The organism is Embleya sp. NPDC005575, from assembly GCF_040605455.1.
In the GTDB taxonomy this organism is placed as follows: domain Bacteria; phylum Actinomycetota; class Actinomycetes; order Streptomycetales; family Streptomycetaceae; genus Embleya.
Genome location: NZ_JBEXCV010000001.1, coordinates 12,467 through 27,913 on the forward strand (window position 1 = coordinate 12,467; position 15,447 = coordinate 27,913).

Sequence of the window (15,447 nt, forward strand, 5' to 3'; positions counted from 1 at the left end):
CCGGGGCGGCCATCCTCACTTGTTGCGGTAGCGGGCCACGGCGAGGGGGGCGCAGATGGTCGCGATGCCCACCGTCCAGGCCAGGGATTGCCAGGCGGCCCAGCCCGCGTCGGTGCCGCCCAGCCAGGCACGCAGGGTGTCCACCACCACCGTCACCGGGCTGTGCTCGGCGTACGGCCGGAGCCAACCCGGCATGGAGGAGACGGGTACGAAGACCGAGCTGATGAAGGTGAAGGGGAAGAGCCATGCGGTGCCGCCGGCCTGGGCGGCCTCGGGGCCACTGACCGCCATGCCGATCAGGGCGGCGAGCCAGGAGAAGGCGTAGCCGAAGGCGAACAGCAGCAGGAACGCGCCCGCCATCGGCATGGGTTCGCCGTCGAAGCGGAACCCGACCAGCAGTCCGACCACGATCATCACCACGACGGCCACGAGGGTGCGGGCCAGTTCGGAGAACGTCCGGCCGGCCAGTACGGCCGATCGGCTCACCGGCATCGACCGGAAGCGGTCCATGATGCCCTTGCTCATGTCGTCGGCGACTCCGACGGCGGTGCCCGCGACCGAGCCGAACAGGACCATCTGCACGAAGATGCCGGGCAGCAGGAACTGTCCGTAGTCGCCGCCCGGAACGTCGATCGCGCCACCGAGCACGTAGCGGAACAGCAGGATGAACATCACCGGCTGGATGAGCGCGTACATCATCAGGTCGGGCGTGCGTCGAAGGTGCTTGAGGTTGCGCAGCGCCATTTCCCCGGCGTCGGAGAACCACCAGGAGATGCCGCCGCCGGGGTTCCCCTCGCGTACGGCGGGCCCCGCCGCGGGCGCCTTCGTGGTGCTCGTGGTCGCCGTCTTGGCGGTCTTCGTGGTGTTCGTGGGCTTGGCGGTCGACATGCCGCTCATCGCTGGTCCGTCCTTCCGGCCGTCACCGCGTCGACGTGTTCGGCTTCCGGGGGCGCCGGCGCCGGGTCGGCGTCGGAGGACGGGCTCTCGCCCGGCTCGGTCAGCGCGAAGAAGGCGTCGTCGAGGGTGGGGCGGCGCACCGCCAGATCCGCCACGATCACCTCCGCCGCGTGCAACTCCCGTGCCAGCTCGGGCATCAGCAGCGCCCCGCCGGCGATCGCCACGGTCATCCGTCCCTCGCCGTCGTGGCTGCAGAGGCTGTCCCGGACAACCCCTCGGATCACCCGCTCGGCTCGGTCGTACTGGCCGGCGTCCTGCAATCGGATCTCCAGTCGCTCGCCGCCCACCCGGTCCTTGAGTTCCTCCGGGGTTCCCCGGCCGATCACCGTGCCGCGGTCCACGACCACGACCATGTCGGCGAGTCGATCCGCCTCCTCCAGGTACTGCGTGGTCAGCAGCACGGTGGTGCCGGCGGCGGACAGGTCGGCGACCACCTTCCAGATCGCCGTCCTGCTCCTGGGATCGAGGCCCGTGGTCGGCTCGTCCAGGAAGATCACCTCGGGGCGGGCGATCAGGCCGGCCGCGAGGTCGAGCCGGCGGCGCATGCCGCCCGAGTAGGTGCGGACCAGGCGCCCGGCGGCGTCGGCGAGGCCGAATTCCGCCAGCAATTCGTCGGCCCGGGAGCGGGATTCGGCCCGGCCGCGCCGAGCGAGTCGGGCGAGCATGCGCAGGTTCTCGAAGCCGGTCAGCTTCTCGTCGACCGCCGCGTACTGGCCGGTGAGACCGATCAGAGGTCGTACACGTTCGGGCTCGCGCAACACGTCGACGCCGCACACCCGCACCGATCCGGAGTCGGGTCGCAGCAGCGTCGCCAGGATCCGCACAACCGTCGTCTTGCCGGCTCCGTTGGGACCCAACAGGCCCATCACGGTGCCCTGTTCGACGGTGAGGTCGAGGCCGTCCAGGGCCCGCACGTCGCCGTATCCCTTGTGCAGCGCCTCGACGGCGATCGCGTCCGGCATGGCTCCACGGTCCTTTCCAGTGCGTCGACGCCGTGGACGACGTCGATGGGTGCGGGCGGGTCAGGGGGAACCGGCAACGATCGCGGTCGCGCCGGCCACATCGGTGACCAGCGTGGCCAGCAGGGCGCGGCGGGCGCTGTGCAGGAAGAAGTGGTCACCGGGCAGTACGTGCAGCGCGAAGTCGGCCGCGGTCTGCTCGCGCCAGCCGGCCGCGGACTCCGCGTCGGCCTCCGGATCGGCGTCGCCCACGAAGGCGCTGATCGGGTGGGTCAGCGGGGCCTGCGGCGTGTAGTCGTAGTCGTCGACCATGGTGAAGTCCGAGCGCAGCACCGGAACAACCAGCTCGCGCAGTTCGGGATCGGCGAGCACCTCGGCCGGGAGTCCGCCCATGCCCTCCACGCGGGCGATGAACTCGTCGTCGGGCAGGTCCGAGTCGCGGATCGGCGCGGGTGGCCACTGCGGCGCCGGACACCCGGACGCGAACAGCCGCAGTGGGGTTGGGCAACCCAGGACACGCAACCTGCGGCACAGCTCGAAGGCCAGCCGGCCGCCGATGCTGTGGCCGAAGACCGCGTAGGGCCGATCGACGCTCGCGGCGACCTCGGCGGCCATCGCGTCGACGTCGATGAACGGGTGCTCGCGCAGCCGGTTCTCCCGTCCCGGGTACTGGATCGGGGCGACCTCGTAGGACCCGATCGCGGCGAGCGCCTGGGGCCAGTCGCGGAAGGCGGACGCGCCCGCGCCCGCGTACGGCAGGCAGTACAGCCGAATCTCGGCGTCGGGGCGTGGCTGGGGCAGGGTCACCCACAGTCCGCGGCGTGCCTTGGTCCTCACGTGGTCCTCCCATCCGCGAAAGCCCGGGCGGTCGAGCCGTCGGCGCGATCCGAACCGTCGGCGCGGTCGCACGCACCGGCGCGATCGCATCGACCGGCCCTCTCGGTACGGCCCCCGCCGCCCGCTCGGCCGCCGCCGCTCCCGGGCGAGCCTTCGTCGCCGCCCGCGCGCCGCACCGCGGCCACCGCCGCGTCGAGAGCGGGTTCGTAGCCGTTCCAGCGCTGCCGCAGGGCGCGCAGCAGGCCCAGTTGCTCGCCCAGCCGGCGTCGGGTCGTGCGCAGGCAGTCGTCGAGCGCTCGCGGCCCCGGGCCCCCGCCGTACTCGGCGGTCTCGGCCACGGTGCGTGCCGAGGCCGTCAGGTCGGTCCGGCCGCCCGCCTCGGGCAGTCGGGCCAGCGCGTCGGCCAGCGGTTCCCCGCCGTTCGCCATCGATTCGCGCACCGCCCCCGCGACCGCGGCGTGCGCGGCGCGGAAGCCGAGGCCGGTGTCGAGCGCGAGCCGATTGGCGGCCTCGGTCGCCGCCGTGTAGCCCGCCTCCGCGCGGGCCGTCATCCGCTCGGCATCCGGCTGCGCGGCCCCCACCACCAGGCGCAACAGCTCGGCGGCCTGCGCCAGTTGGCGCGCCGCGTCCTCGACCGGACGCATGCCCTCGGTGTGCACCGCGATGGAGTTGCTGAACGGGGTTTTATGCATCGCGGTCGCGGCCGTGACGAAGGCGCCCAGGGGGGCCGCCGCCTTGCCCGCGACGTGTTCCAGGACGAAGACGTTGCGCTTTTGCGGCATCATCGAGCTGCCGCTGGTCAGGTTGTCGGGCACGGTCAACAGTGCGCTGTCCGAGGTGGTCCACACCGACAGGTCGGTGGCCACCCGGCCGAGCAGCACCCCCAGGACGGCGCCGGCCGCCGACAGCCGCAACCCGGCGTCCCGGGCGGCGACCGCCTCGACCGAATTGGCGCGCGCCCCGGCGAAGCCGAGCAGCGCGGCGGTGCGGGCCGCGTCGATGGGCACCGTGGTGCCACCCACGCCGCCCGCGCCCAGCGGACTGCGGTCGAGGTCCTCCGCGACCCGGGCCAGCGCCTCGATGTCGGCCGCCAGCGCCACCGCGACGCCGCTCAGGTAGTGGCCGTAGGTGATCGGCACGGCGGGCTGGTGGTGGGTGAACGCGGGCATCACGGTGCGGGCGTGCCGCCGGGCCGTGCGGGTGAGTGTGCCGAGCAACCGCAGGGCCTCCCACATCAGGTCCAAGTACGGTTCGCGCAGCTTGAGTTGCTGGAGCGTCGCGGTGAGGTCGTTGCGGGAGCGTCCCAGTTGCAGTTGGCCGCCGACGTCGGGGCCCAGCCGCTCGGTCAGGAACAGTTCGTACATCAGGTACCAGCCGCGCGGGGCCGGGCGTTCGCGCAGCGACGCGAAGTTCTCGGCGCGCAGCGCGTCCACGGCGCCGAGCAGCCGGGCGGCGGCGGCCGGCGGCAGGATGCCGCGCTCGGCGAGCATCACCACGTGGGCTCGGTCGATCTGCGTGGTCAGCGCGAGGTCGCCGGCGAAGGCCGCGTCCACGCCCGGCTGTTGGGTCAGCGCCTGGACCCGCGGATGCAGCGGGACACGCCCACCCGTATGCGCCCGGCCGTCGTTCGTCGCCGCAACCGCCGCGGTGGTCCGCGCGGGTTCCCCGGTCACCGCGTCCTCCCGTCCGCCGTCGTGCGCACGGTGAGCGTGCGCAGCGCCCGGTCGGCCAGGGCCGCGGCGGTCGCCGTGTCGCGTGCCGTGGTCAGGACCGAGCCGATCCGGTCGCGGAAGTCGCCGTGTCGCGTCAACGGGGTGCCCGCCACGACGCCGACCTCGACTCGTCGCACGCCGGGCAGCCGGGCCGCGTCCGCGGTGCCGTCGACGCCGGCGAGCACACCGCTCGCGGGCGCGAGGAGGAAGCGTACGGCCGCCGCGCCCGCGACTCCCGCCGGACGCGGCGGCACCGGGCGGCCCAGGGCCGCAGCCAGGAGACCGTCGATCAGGTCCACGCCCCGGGCCGCGAGCACCAGTTCGGGAATGTGGCCGCCCGCGAGGCGCGGGTTGACCTCGATCACGACCGGTCCGGCCGGTCCCACCCGCAGTTCGACATGCGCCGGCCGACCGGCCAACCCCAGGGCCGTGACGGCGGCCACGGCCCCGGCCCGCAGCGCACCGAGCAGGTCGGGGTCGGCGACGGCCGGAAAGTCGTGTCCGGTCTCCACGAAACGCGGCAGGGCGCCCAGGTGCTTGGCGGTGACGCCCACGACCCGACCGCCGACCAACTCGACGGAGAACTCGGGGCCGGGCACGTACTCCTGAAGCAACACCCCGGTCGGTACCGCGAGTCCGCGCTCGTTGACCGCCTCGGCCAGGAGCGGGCCCGCGTGTCGGCGTACCTCGTCCGCGTCGGAGCACAGTCGCACCCCCACGCTGCCGCTTCCGGTGACCGGCTTGACCAGGAACGGTCCCGTGCCCAGCCGACGCCGAGCGGCGTCGACGCACGAGAGTTCGGTGACGGTGACACCCTTGGGCACGGCCACCCCGGCCGCCGTCAGGACACGGCGCTGCCGGCCCTTGTCCCGGCACATCGCGACCGCCTGCGGGTCGGGCCCGGGCAGGCCGAGTCGGCCGGCGAGCGTGGCGGCGGGCTCGATGTAGTGGTCGGAGGTGCTCGCCACGCCCACCACCGGGTCGCGGAGCAGCCGCACGGCCTCCAGCAGCGCTTCCGGCGAGCCGGTGTCGGTGACCACGACGGGCACGTCGTCCGCGCGGACGTAGTCGTAGCGGTCCGGGCGGGCGCACAGCAGCACCGGCCGCAGACCCGCGCGGCGGGCGGCTCGTACCAGGGCTCGTCCGTTGCCGGTGGTGTTGCTCTCCACCAGGACCAGGGTCGCGGTCATCCGACGCGCCTCCGCTCGTCCGCGGGCCGGGTGCAATCGGGCACGGGGCGCCGGCACCACGCCATGTGGTCCCAGTGGCCGCGTACTTGGTCGGGGTCGGTGACGGTGTGCGGTGCGGTGGGCAACGTGGGCAGGTACAGCCCGTGTTCGCGCCGCCAGTTCGGGTCCCCCGAGGTGGACTGGTAGCGGTGCCCCTCGTCGGCGAACAGGGCCAGCACGGTGCGGTCGGGGTGACGCCGGGCCTCCCATCGGGCCACCAGGTAGGCCGCGCCGCTGGTCGGGCCCATGAACAGGGCGTGTTCGCGGTGCAGCCGGTCGGTGGCCTCGAACGCCTCGGCAGCGCCCAGCCAGTGCACGTCGTCGAAGGTGTCGTGTTCGACGTTGGCCGGCATCAGGCTGTTGCCGAGTCCGCGCAGTGTCCTGGGGCCGTCGGGCAGCCCGAACAGCACGCTGTGGTGCGTGTCCACGGCCACCGCGCGGGTCTGCGGACGGTGGCGGCGCAGGCCGTGCGCGGTGCCGCACATCGAGCCGCCGGAGCCGACACAACCCACCAGGGTGTCCACGGGGCCGATCCGCTGCCGGACCAGCTCGGCGACACTCGCATAGGCGGCGGGGTTGAGCGGGTTGTCGTATTGGGAGGGCACGAAGGCGGGTTCGCACTCCTTGCGGATCGTGTCGAGCCGGTCGAGGCGGGCGCGTTGGTGGCCGCCGACGGCGGCCGGTTCGGTGACGATCTCCACGCGTGCGCCCAAATCCTCCAGCCTGGCCTTGAGCGGTGCGTCCAGGACCGGGTCGCTGACCAGGACCAGGGGGTATCCGCGCAGCGCGGTCACCATGGCCAGGCCGAGTCCGAACGTGCCCGAACTGGTCTCCACCACGGTCATCCCCGGGCGCAGTTCGCCGCGTCGGATGGCGGTGTCGAGGATGTAGCGGGCCGGAAGCAGCTTCATCACGGTGAAGCAGGCCGCGTAGAGGTTGTGGTCGAGTCGGACCAGGCGGGGCATCTCGGTGGCGGCCACCGCGTCGCCGACGGTCCTCGTCCGGCGGCTCGCGGCTTGCTCGTTCGCCGCCTGTGCGATCGCCGCCTGTCCGATCGCCGCCTTCCCGGTCGGCATCCGCTCGTTCATCGCCTTCCCGTTCGTCGCACGCCCGTGCATCGCCCGCCCGTCCGCCTCCCGCTCGTTCACCGCTCGCTCGTTCACCGGCTGCTCCGGCGGCGGTGGAATCGCATCGGCATGGACGTGATCCCGTTGATCCAGTTGGATCGCAGGTGGGTGATCGGTCCGGCCGGTTCGACGCCTTCCAGGGCGCTGCCGAGTTCGTCGAAGAGCATCCCGAGTGCCATCCGGCTCGACGGTGCGCCGATGCAGTAGTGCGGTCCGCCGCCGAAGGCCAGGTGCGGGTTGGGGGATCGGGTCGGATCGAAGGTGTACGGGTCGGTGAACACGCTCTCGTCCCGGTTCGCCGAGGCCACCCACGCGCACACCCAGTCGCCCTTGCGCAGCGTGGTGCCGGCGATATCGGTGTCCTCCCTGACTCGCCGCACCAGGTGGTTCGTGGGCGTCGTCCAGCGCGCGCCCTCCTCCACCAGCAGCGTGGTGCTGCTCGGGTCGGCCAGCGCGGTGTCCCACAGGTGCGGGCGTTCGGCGAGCGCGAGCAGGGTGTGCGAGGCGACGTGCGGCGTGGTGGAGTTGGCGCCGAGCAGGAAGCTGTAGCAGTTCAGCGCCACCCGCAGGTCGTCCAGCGGGGCGCCCTCGGTCTCCAGCGTGATCAGCGCGCTGACCAGGTCCTCGCCCGGGTGGGCCCGCTTCGCGTCGATGATCTCGGCGAAGCAGGCGAAGAGTTCGTGGTGGGCGCGGCGCAGCGTCTGGTGGCTGCTCTCGCCGCTGACGTATTCGGGATCGTCGGGAGCGATGCTCGCGGTGGTGTAGTGGGCGATGGTCTCCCAGTAGTCGTCCGGGATGCCCATGAGTTCGCCGATCACGACCATCGGCAGCAGTCGCACCAGCTTCGCGAAGTCGTGGTCGCCGCCGTCGAGGCAGGGTTGCGCGAGGGTGCGGACCCGCTCGCGGATCCCGGCGGCGCGTTTGCGCACGACCGAGTGGCCGAGCGTGCGCATGGTGGGGCGACGGATGTCGCCGTGCAGTGGCGGGTCCATCAGCGTGATGGTCCGGCCACCGGCGCTGTCACCGACGCCGACGGAGGCCAGGATCGTGCCGTCCTCGGAGCCGAAGACCCGGTGGTCCTTGACGATGCGGTCGCATTCGGCGTACCGGGGGAAGCCCCAGAAGACCTCTCCCGTGGCGGGCGCGGTGTGTCTGGTGACCGCCGTGTCCGCGCGCATCGCCCGCCACCTGGCGTGTTGGCATCCCTCGTAGACGCCGGGGTCGGTGACGTCGACGTCGTCGAAGCGCACGGGCGGGCCGGGTGGCGGTGCGGTGATCTCCATCAGCTCGCGCCGTTTCGCTCGCCGCCGGTCGCCTCGGCCAGTTCCGCGATCGTCTGGTGGCGGAAGAACGCTCCGGCCGAGCAGGCGATCCCCAGCAGGCGCAGCCGCTCGATGGTGTCCACGCTGAGGATGGAGTCGCCGCCGAGCTCGTAGAAGTTGTCGTCGACGCCGACCCGGTCCAGGCCGAGCACCTCGGCCCAGACGTCGGCCATCAGCGACTGGGCCTCGCTCTGCGGCGCCCGGTATTCGGGCAGTTCGCCGAGTCGGTCGCGGCCGGACCACGGGGCGGTCAACGCGCCTCGGTCGGGCTTGCCATTGGGGTCGTGCGGCATCTCCTCCAGCACCAGGCAGGTGCCGGGCACCATGTGCGCGGGCAGCCGCTCACGCAGCCACGTGCGCATCGTGGAGGCCGTCACCCGGGCGTCTCCGGCCGGTACCGCGTAGCCGACCAGTCGCTTGCCGTCCGCCTCGGTGCCGAACACGGCGACCACGGCCTCGGCCACCTCGGGGCGGGCGTTGAGCACCGCCTCGATCTCGCCCGGTTCGATCCGGAAGCCGCGGATCTTGACCTGACGGTCGGTGCGACCGTGGAACTCGAGCGCGCCGTCCGCGCGGCGCCGAGCCAGGTCGCCGGTGCGATACATCCGGCTCGACCGGCCGGCCGCGAAGGGGTCGGGCAGGAAGCGTTCGGCGGTGAGCGCGGAACGCCGCAGATAGCCACGGGCGACCCCGGCGCCGCCGAGGTACAGCTCGCCGCTCTCGCCGGGCGCGACCTCGCGCAGGTCCTCGTCGAGGACGTACATCGTGCGGCCGCGCAGCGGGGTGCCGATCGGTACCCGGTCGCAGGTCTCGTCCGGATCGACGGCGTGCAACGACGCGAACGTGGTGGTCTCCGTGGGGCCGTAGGCCGCCAGGACCCGAAGTCCCGGCACGGCGGCGGCCGTTCGGACATGCTGTGGGGACAGCACGTCGCCCCCGGTGATCAAGGTGCCAACCGGTTCCAGTGCGTGCGGCGCGTGGTCGGCCACGACGTGGAACAGGCCCGTGGTCAGGAACAGCCAGTCCGGGCGCCGCTTGGCGAGCTCGGCGGACAGATCCTCGACCGCGACGGGACCGCCGCGCAGGATCTCCACCCGACCGCCTCGGCACAACGCGGCCCAGATCTCGAACGTCGAGGCGTCGAAGGCCATCGGGGCATACTGGGCCACCGACTGGCCGGGCCGCACCGCGATGCGGTCGTCGTCCAGGGCGAGCGCCACCACGGCGGCGTGTTCGACCACGACGCCCTTGGGCACACCGGTGGAGCCGGAGGTGTAGATCACGTAGGCCGCCTGGTCGGGTGCCACTCGGCCGGCCGCGAGTCCCGCGAGCGGATCACTTTCGGCGGGGTCGGCGGCGGCCTCGGTGTCCGCGAACAGCACCGGCACACCGTCGTCCACGAAGTCGGGTATGCCGCCGCGTTCGGCGACCACGGCGGCCACCCGGCAGTCGCGAACCATGAAGCGTTGTCGCTCCAGCGGGAAATCCGGGTCGATCGGCACGTACGCGGCACCCGCGCCCAGGACACCCAGGAAGGCCACGATCGCCGTGGGAGAGCGCGGCACGGTCACCGCGACGCGATCTTCGTGCCCTACCCCGGCCGCGCGCAGACGGGTCGTCAAGTCCCTTGCACGTGCCTGGAGTTCACCGTAGGTGAGGGTATCGCCCTCGATCGAGACGACCGCGGTCGCGTGGGGGTCGCGCAGCGCCTGATCCTCGACCAGCTCGTGCAGTACGACCGACTCGCGCTCGATCGCCTTCGCCTCGGAGGCCGTCGTATTCGTCGTTGTCATCGCCTTCCGCTCCGCTCCGCCTCGCCGAACAGCCAAAGGAATGGCTTTTCGACAATCGACCGGATGCGGTGTCCGGTCAATGCCGGCGAAGGAATTCGGAAGGTAGTCGGGATGGTCGGCGAGAAGGTTTCACGCGACGGGAAACATCCGGGAAAGAATCATGGCGCCGCGGCATTTCACCGATAGACATGACGGCACCGTGGACGGGTGGAGTGGATACGACTCCTACGACACCCATGACTCCTACGACACTTACGACACCGTGGATGGCACTGTGGATTCGGCCACGTGGGAAATCTCGAAGACGCCGGCGGACAGGGCGGTTCTGGTCACGGGTGCCGGCTCCGGTATCGGCGCGGCGGTCGCGGTGCGGGCCGCTTCGGCCGGGGCGTCGGTGGCCCTCGTGGGCCGGCGCGTCGAGGCACTCCAGGAGACCGCGGCACTGGTCCGACGGGCCGTCGGCGCGCGGGCCCGCGTCGCCGTTCTGCCCGGGGACGTGCGCACCGATGCCGGTGCGGATGCCCTCGTCGGCGCCGCGATCGATCGGCTGGGCCATATCGACGGTCTGGTCAACAACGCCGGAGTGGCCCGCTTCGCGCCGTTGGAGACTGCCACGAGTGAGGATCTGGACGCCATGCTCGACACCCACGTGCGCGGCCCGGTCGCGCTGATCCAGGCCTGCCTGCCCACGCTGCGCGCGCACCGCGGCAGCGTGGTCAACGTCTCCTCCGTAGGTGGCGCCCTGGCCATGCCGGGGCGCTCCCTGTACGGCGCGAGCAAGGCCGCGCTCAACAGTCTGACCCGTTCCCTGGCCCGGGAGCTGGCACCCGACGTGCGGGTGAACGCGGTGCTGCCCGGGCCGGTGGAGACCCCGATGTACGACGACCTCGGCCTGGACGGGCCCGCAACGGCGGCTTTGCGCGCGGGCCTGCTCGCCGGCACACCCATGGGGCGCTTCGGTACTGCGGACGAGGTCGCGTACTGGGTGTGCGCGCTCCTGGACGCCGAGAGATCCGGATGGGTCACCGGCGTCCTGCTGCCGATCGACGGCGGCCGCACCGCATAGCACGGCCCCGCCCGCCGCCCCCGCCGGCGCTCGGCACGCGTATACCGCGCACCGCACACCCGACACCCGAGTCCCCCACCGAGGCCCCAAGATCCCTGGACCCGACACCCACCGCACCACGGACCGCACCTCACCGACAGCGCAGGAGGACCGACCGTGACCACCACCGAGGACACCACGACCGTTTACGGGCGACCCGAGTTCGCCGACATCGACATCGGCGACACGATGCGCCACGGCCACCCCGACATCACCGACGGCGACCACCTGATCGTGGACCTGGTCGCCCGCCGCGCCCGGACCCTGGGCCGCCCGCTGACAGTGATGGACGTCGGCTCCGGTTCCGGCGTGGTCTCCGCGATGCTGGCCCATCGCCTGCCGGGACACCGCGTGATCGCCAACGAGATCGAGCCGCGGTTGATCGGCCAGGCCCGCTCGCGGCTCGCCGACTTCGCCAACGGCGAGGTCTTCGACCGGCCGTTCCAAGAGTGGAAGGAGCCGCTGGACGTGATCATCTCCTGGGGCTCGCACCACCACCTGCCGAACACCTATCTCGACCATGTACGCACCCTGCTCGTCGACGACGGCGTGCTGATCATCGGCGACGAGTTCTGCCCGGAGTACTGCGACGACGGCGACGCCGCCCGGGTGACCACCGCCGAGGTGATCCACCTGGCCGACGGCCTGGTGCTGACCACGCGGCGCGAGGTCGACGCCTATCGCGCGGAGGGCGTCGTCCCGCAGTGGTCGCGCGACCTGGAGGCCAAGCGCCGCCGCGCGCTGTGGCACTGGTACAAGTTCGTCGTCGACTACGCGATGGCCAAGGACAACTGGACCGTGGTTCTGGCCGAGTTGCAGATCACCCGCGACGACCTGACCACCTCGTTCGACGAGGAGCACAAGCTCTCGCCGCTGATCGTGCGCCGCGACCTCGAACTCAACGGGTTCCGGCCGCTGTCCACGAACGTGATCGGCAACCGGTCTGCGGACCTACAGAGTTTCCACCTCTACGAGTTCGCGCCCCGGCCGAGGTCCTGACCCCGGTCCCGAGCCCGCCCCCTCGCACCGACGCGACCCGTGGGGGGCGCCGAGGACTCGTCCGATCGCCGTGGCCACAGCCGTATCGGCGGAAAGAGAGCCATCATGTCGACCTTCGAGGTGAGCGCCGCGCCGGTGGCGCTCTCCCGCGCGGCGTCCATCCCCCCGTCGTGTCTGCACGACGTGTTTCGCTCCGCCCAGGCGTGGGAGCTGGTCCATCGTCGTGCCCCCATCCGACTGCACGTGGGCGAACCGGCGTTCGGGCCGCCGATCGAGGCGGTCGAGGCGCTGGGCGCGGCGGCTCGCGAAGGGCGCGCCGCGTACACCTCGGCCGAGGGCATGACCGAGCTGCGCGAGGCGCTGGCCGCGAAGCTGGCGAGCGAGAACGGCCACGCCACCCGGCCCGACCGGGTGTTCGTCGCGCCCGGCTCGTGTCAGGGCCTCGCGGCGTTGATGCAGTCGATGGCCGAGCCCGGCGACGAGATCCTGCTGCCGGAGATCCACTGGCCCATCCATCTCCAACAGGCCCTGCTGGCCGGGCTGCGACCGAGGTTCTATCCCCTGGACCGCGACTTCCGCCCCGACCCGGACTCGCTGGCCGCCGCCGGCGGCGAGCGGACCCGGCTGATCCTGGTCAACTCCCCCGCCAATCCCGCCGGTGTGGTGCTCGACGAGCCGTTCCTGCGCGCGGTGTTGCACATCGCCCGACGGCGGGGCTGGCGGATCATCAGCGACGAGGCGTACGAGCACTTCGTGTTCGAGGGCGAGCACGTGTCCATGGCCTCACTGGAGCGCGATGTGCCGGAGCGGGAACGGCTGGTGCATTCGGCGTTCAGCTTCTCCAAGAGTTACGCGATGACCGGCTACCGACTCGGCTACATCGCCGTCCCGGACGCCCGGGCGGCGAGCGCGCTGCGCGTGGTCCAGGAGGCGAGCATCGTGGCGCCGCCGACCCCCGTGCAGTACGCGGCACTTGCCGCGCTGGGCGTGCCGCAGGCGGCGCTGCGCAACCGCGAGGCGGTGCGCGCGAACCGGGACCGGTCGCTGCCGAGCCTGGTGGCGGCGGGCCTGTTGGGACGGGTTCCGCCGGGCGGGTGGTACGCGCTGCTCGACCTGGCCTCGGTGGGCCTGGACGCCGACGTGTTCGCGGCCGAGTTGCTCGCCGAGCACGGCACCGCGGTGGCGCCGGGCCGGGGCTTCGCGCTGCGGCCGACCGTCGACGCGCAGTGCCGGGTGACCGCCATCGAACCGTCGCCCCGGTCGCACGGGCTGCTGCGGATCGCCTTCTGCGGCGACGGCGACCTGCTGGCGGCCGGCGTCGAACGACTGCTGGCCGCGGCCTGCGGCGGCCGGGCGTGAACGGCTCCGCGGCCCCCACCTCGGCCCCGCACGAAAGCACGGCCGACGGCGCCGCCGAGCCGACCTATGACGGATACCTGCGCCTGCCGACGATTTTGACCGCACAGGCGCCGACCACGGCGGAGAGCGACCGGTACACGCACGCCGCCGAGCACTTCTTCATCGTGGCGCACCAAAGCTGCGAGTTGTGGCTCAAACAGGCGCTCTTGGACCTGAACCTGGCCGCCGACGCGGTCCGCTCCCGGCCGCGCGACCTGGGGCTGTGTCTGGAGCAGGTCCGGCGTGTGACGCACGTACTGACCATGATCGCCGAGCACTTCACCGTCCTGGAGCGGCTGACCGTCGCCTCTTTCGCCCGATTTCGCGGTGCGCTCGGCCGGGCCAGCGGGGCCCAGTCCGGGCAGTTCCGCGCGCTCTACCGCGCGTTGGGCCTGTACGGCGCGGACAGCGAGCTGTTCCGGGGGTTCCTGAGCGCCCTGGCCGAGCGCGATCTGACGGTGGCCGAGGTGTACCGGCGGGCGCCGCATTCCGGGCTGTCGTATCTGCTGGCCGAGGGTCTGGTCGATCTGTCGCAGGCGGTTCGCCGCTGCCAGTTGGCGCACGTCGAGGTCGTGGTCCGCCAGATCGGCGCCCGACCGGGCACGGGCCGCACCACGGGCGCCGACTTCCTGGCCCGGCGACTCGCGGTGCCCTTCCCCGAACTCTGGGAGGCACGGACGGCGTTGCACACCCCCGGCGGGGTCGACTCAGTCGGCGTCGGCGTCCAGTACGACCGGTAGGTCCACCAGACCGCGGAAGAACGGCGCGGGCCGCCAGCGCAGATCGCTCGCCGGCACGGCCAACCGCATCCGGGGGAACCGGCCGAGGATCCCGCCCAGCGCCAGGCGCGCCTCCATGACCGCCAGCGGCGCGCCGATACAGCGGTGGATGCCGTGGCCGAAGCCCAGATGCGAACGCTCGGCCCGGTCGATGCGGAAGGTGTCGGGATCCGGGAAACGCTCCGGGTCCCGATTCGCCGCGTGCCACAGCGCCGCGGTGACCGCCCCGGCCGGCACCACGCCGCCGGGCAGTTCGACATCGCGCCGGGCCACCATGAACGCGATGCCGGCCGGCCCGTCGTAGCGCAGGATCTCGTCGAGCGCCGCCGGCAACAGCGAGGGCTCGGCGGCCAGTCGGGCGCGCTCACCCGGGTGGGTCAGCAATAGCATGATGCCGGTCGCGATCAGGTTCACCGTGGTCTCGTGGCCGGCCACCAGCAACATAAAGGCCATACCGACCAGTTCGGCCTCGGACAACCCTTCGTCGCCGTCTCGGGCCTCGACCAGGGCGCTGAGCAGGTCCCTGCCGGGCCGGGCGCGCTTGCGCCGGATCAGGTCGAGGAAGTACGCCAGCAGGTCCTCCTGAGCCTGCCGCAGCAGCCGCTGCGAGTCCGGACGCGCGCTGGAGACCATGCCGTCCGTCCACGCGCGAAAGTCGTCGCGGTCGGTCACGGGCACCCCGAGCAGCTCGCAGATGACGGTGATCGGCAGCGGATGGGCCACGGCCGTGATCAGGTCGAACGGCCGGGTACGCGGGGCCGCGTCGAGCAGTCCCGCGAGGATGCTCTCGACTCGTTCGGCCAGCAGGTTGACCCGGCGGGTGCTGAACGCGCTCTGCACGAGCTTGCGCACCCTGGTGTGGTCGGGTGGGTCGAGGGTGAGCAGGTTCCGGTTCATCGCGCTGTCCGGATCACCGGTCAGCGCGGTCGCCTCCGGCGGGGCCAGGTGCAGGTCACGGCTGAACCCGGGGTCGGTCAGGCCGGCGCGGACGTCCTCGTACCGGGTCAGCAGCCACATGTCGAAGCCCTGCGGCGTCGCGATGCGGTGCACCGGCGTGGTCCGCCGCAGATGCGCGTAGGTGGGATAGGGGTCGGCCAGGAAGGCCGGGCTGAACAGCGGTGGTACGAGGGGTGCTTCCTGTTTCATCGCTTACCCGTTCCGGTGTCTGCACGGGGGCATGGGGGCATGGGGGCATGGGAGGCATCGGGTCCGTGGACCCGCGGGTCCGCA

At 72.3% G+C, this 15,447-nt stretch carries 13 protein-coding genes; 4 read left to right on the forward strand and 9 right to left on the reverse strand.

The genetic code is table 11. The features are described from left to right. Window positions 1–15: 15 nt before the first annotated feature. The 8 genes from ABZS54_RS00075 to ABZS54_RS00110 are packed head-to-tail and all read right to left on the reverse strand — an operon-like array spanning window position 16 to window position 9,936. Window positions 16–897, reverse strand: coding sequence for an ABC transporter permease (locus ABZS54_RS00075; RefSeq protein ID WP_355528680.1), 882 nt, complete (start codon window positions 895–897; stop codon window positions 16–18). Beyond that, window positions 894–1,919, reverse strand: coding sequence for an ATP-binding cassette domain-containing protein (locus tag ABZS54_RS00080; protein WP_355528683.1), 1,026 nt, complete (start codon window positions 1,917–1,919; stop codon window positions 894–896). The genes ABZS54_RS00075 and ABZS54_RS00080 overlap by 4 nt, the downstream gene beginning before the upstream one ends. Window positions 1,920–1,979: 60 nt before the next feature. Further along, entirely contained in the window at window positions 1,980–2,753 is a 774-nt protein-coding gene (locus tag ABZS54_RS00085) for an alpha/beta fold hydrolase (protein WP_355528686.1), read from the reverse strand. Then, on the reverse strand, window positions 2,750–4,426 hold the full coding sequence (locus tag ABZS54_RS00090; protein WP_355528689.1) for a lyase family protein: 1,677 nt from the start codon (window positions 4,424–4,426) through the stop codon (window positions 2,750–2,752). Before ABZS54_RS00090 ends, ABZS54_RS00085 begins: the two co-directional genes overlap by 4 nt. Beyond that, the gene (locus ABZS54_RS00095; protein WP_355528692.1) at window positions 4,423–5,655 is read right to left on the reverse strand and encodes an ATP-grasp domain-containing protein; all 1,233 of its coding nucleotides are present in this window, start codon (window positions 5,653–5,655) and stop codon (window positions 4,423–4,425) included. Before ABZS54_RS00095 ends, ABZS54_RS00090 begins: the two co-directional genes overlap by 4 nt. Continuing rightward, window positions 5,652–6,857 carry a cysteine synthase family protein gene (locus tag ABZS54_RS00100; protein ID WP_355528695.1) on the reverse strand — a complete coding sequence of 402 codons (1,206 nt, stop codon included), beginning with the start codon at window positions 6,855–6,857 and terminating at the stop codon, window positions 5,652–5,654. Before ABZS54_RS00100 ends, ABZS54_RS00095 begins: the two co-directional genes overlap by 4 nt. Further along, complete coding sequence (locus tag ABZS54_RS00105; RefSeq protein ID WP_355528698.1) at window positions 6,854–8,104, reverse strand: cytochrome P450; 1,251 nt, start codon at window positions 8,102–8,104, stop codon at window positions 6,854–6,856. Before ABZS54_RS00105 ends, ABZS54_RS00100 begins: the two co-directional genes overlap by 4 nt. Further along, window positions 8,104–9,936 carry a non-ribosomal peptide synthetase gene (locus ABZS54_RS00110; protein ID WP_355528701.1) on the reverse strand — a complete coding sequence of 611 codons (1,833 nt, stop codon included), beginning with the start codon at window positions 9,934–9,936 and terminating at the stop codon, window positions 8,104–8,106. Before ABZS54_RS00110 ends, ABZS54_RS00105 begins: the two co-directional genes overlap by 1 nt. Before the next feature lie 160 nt (window positions 9,937–10,096). Here ABZS54_RS00110 and ABZS54_RS00115 point away from each other — a divergent pair, with 160 nt between their 5' ends. From ABZS54_RS00115 to ABZS54_RS00130, 4 genes are all read left to right on the forward strand, one after another. Then, complete coding sequence (locus tag ABZS54_RS00115; protein WP_355528704.1) at window positions 10,097–11,002, forward strand: SDR family oxidoreductase; 906 nt, start codon at window positions 10,097–10,099, stop codon at window positions 11,000–11,002. Between the two features lie 156 nt (window positions 11,003–11,158). Then, window positions 11,159–12,040: a class I SAM-dependent methyltransferase gene (locus tag ABZS54_RS00120; RefSeq protein WP_355528707.1), complete on the forward strand. Its 882-nt coding sequence runs from the start codon at window positions 11,159–11,161 to the stop codon at window positions 12,038–12,040. Between the two features lie 105 nt (window positions 12,041–12,145). Further along, a complete protein-coding gene (locus ABZS54_RS00125) occupies window positions 12,146–13,399 on the forward strand; it encodes a pyridoxal phosphate-dependent aminotransferase (protein WP_355528710.1) in 1,254 nt (417 codons plus the stop codon). After that, window positions 13,396–14,178 carry a tryptophan 2,3-dioxygenase family protein gene (locus ABZS54_RS00130; RefSeq protein ID WP_355528713.1) on the forward strand — a complete coding sequence of 261 codons (783 nt, stop codon included), beginning with the start codon at window positions 13,396–13,398 and terminating at the stop codon, window positions 14,176–14,178. Before ABZS54_RS00125 ends, ABZS54_RS00130 begins: the two co-directional genes overlap by 4 nt. Here the strand turns inward: ABZS54_RS00130 and ABZS54_RS00135 are convergent. After that, window positions 14,146–15,363: a cytochrome P450 gene (locus tag ABZS54_RS00135; protein ID WP_355528716.1), complete on the reverse strand. Its 1,218-nt coding sequence runs from the start codon at window positions 15,361–15,363 to the stop codon at window positions 14,146–14,148. The genes ABZS54_RS00130 and ABZS54_RS00135 overlap by 33 nt on opposite strands. Window positions 15,364–15,447: the final 84 nt, after the last annotated feature.

What these genes read in the sequence shown, in the direction of transcription:
- ABZS54_RS00075 (WP_355528680.1), bottom strand. Translation starts at nt 897, where the DNA reads ATGAGCGGCATGTCGACCGCCAAGCCCACGAACACCACGAAGACCGCC.
- ABZS54_RS00080 (WP_355528683.1), bottom strand. Translation starts at nt 1,919, where the DNA reads ATGCCGGACGCGATCGCCGTCGAGGCGCTGCACAAGGGATACGGCGAC.
- ABZS54_RS00095 (WP_355528692.1), bottom strand. Translation starts at nt 5,655, where the DNA reads ATGACCGCGACCCTGGTCCTGGTGGAGAGCAACACCACCGGCAACGGA.
- ABZS54_RS00105 (WP_355528698.1), bottom strand. Translation starts at nt 8,104, where the DNA reads ATGGAGATCACCGCACCGCCACCCGGCCCGCCCGTGCGCTTCGACGAC.
- ABZS54_RS00110 (WP_355528701.1), bottom strand. Translation starts at nt 9,936, where the DNA reads ATGACAACGACGAATACGACGGCCTCCGAGGCGAAGGCGATCGAGCGC.
- ABZS54_RS00115 (WP_355528704.1), top strand. Translation starts at nt 10,097, where the DNA reads ATGGCGCCGCGGCATTTCACCGATAGACATGACGGCACCGTGGACGGG.
- ABZS54_RS00125 (WP_355528710.1), top strand. Translation starts at nt 12,146, where the DNA reads ATGTCGACCTTCGAGGTGAGCGCCGCGCCGGTGGCGCTCTCCCGCGCG.
- ABZS54_RS00135 (WP_355528716.1), bottom strand. Translation starts at nt 15,363, where the DNA reads ATGAAACAGGAAGCACCCCTCGTACCACCGCTGTTCAGCCCGGCCTTC.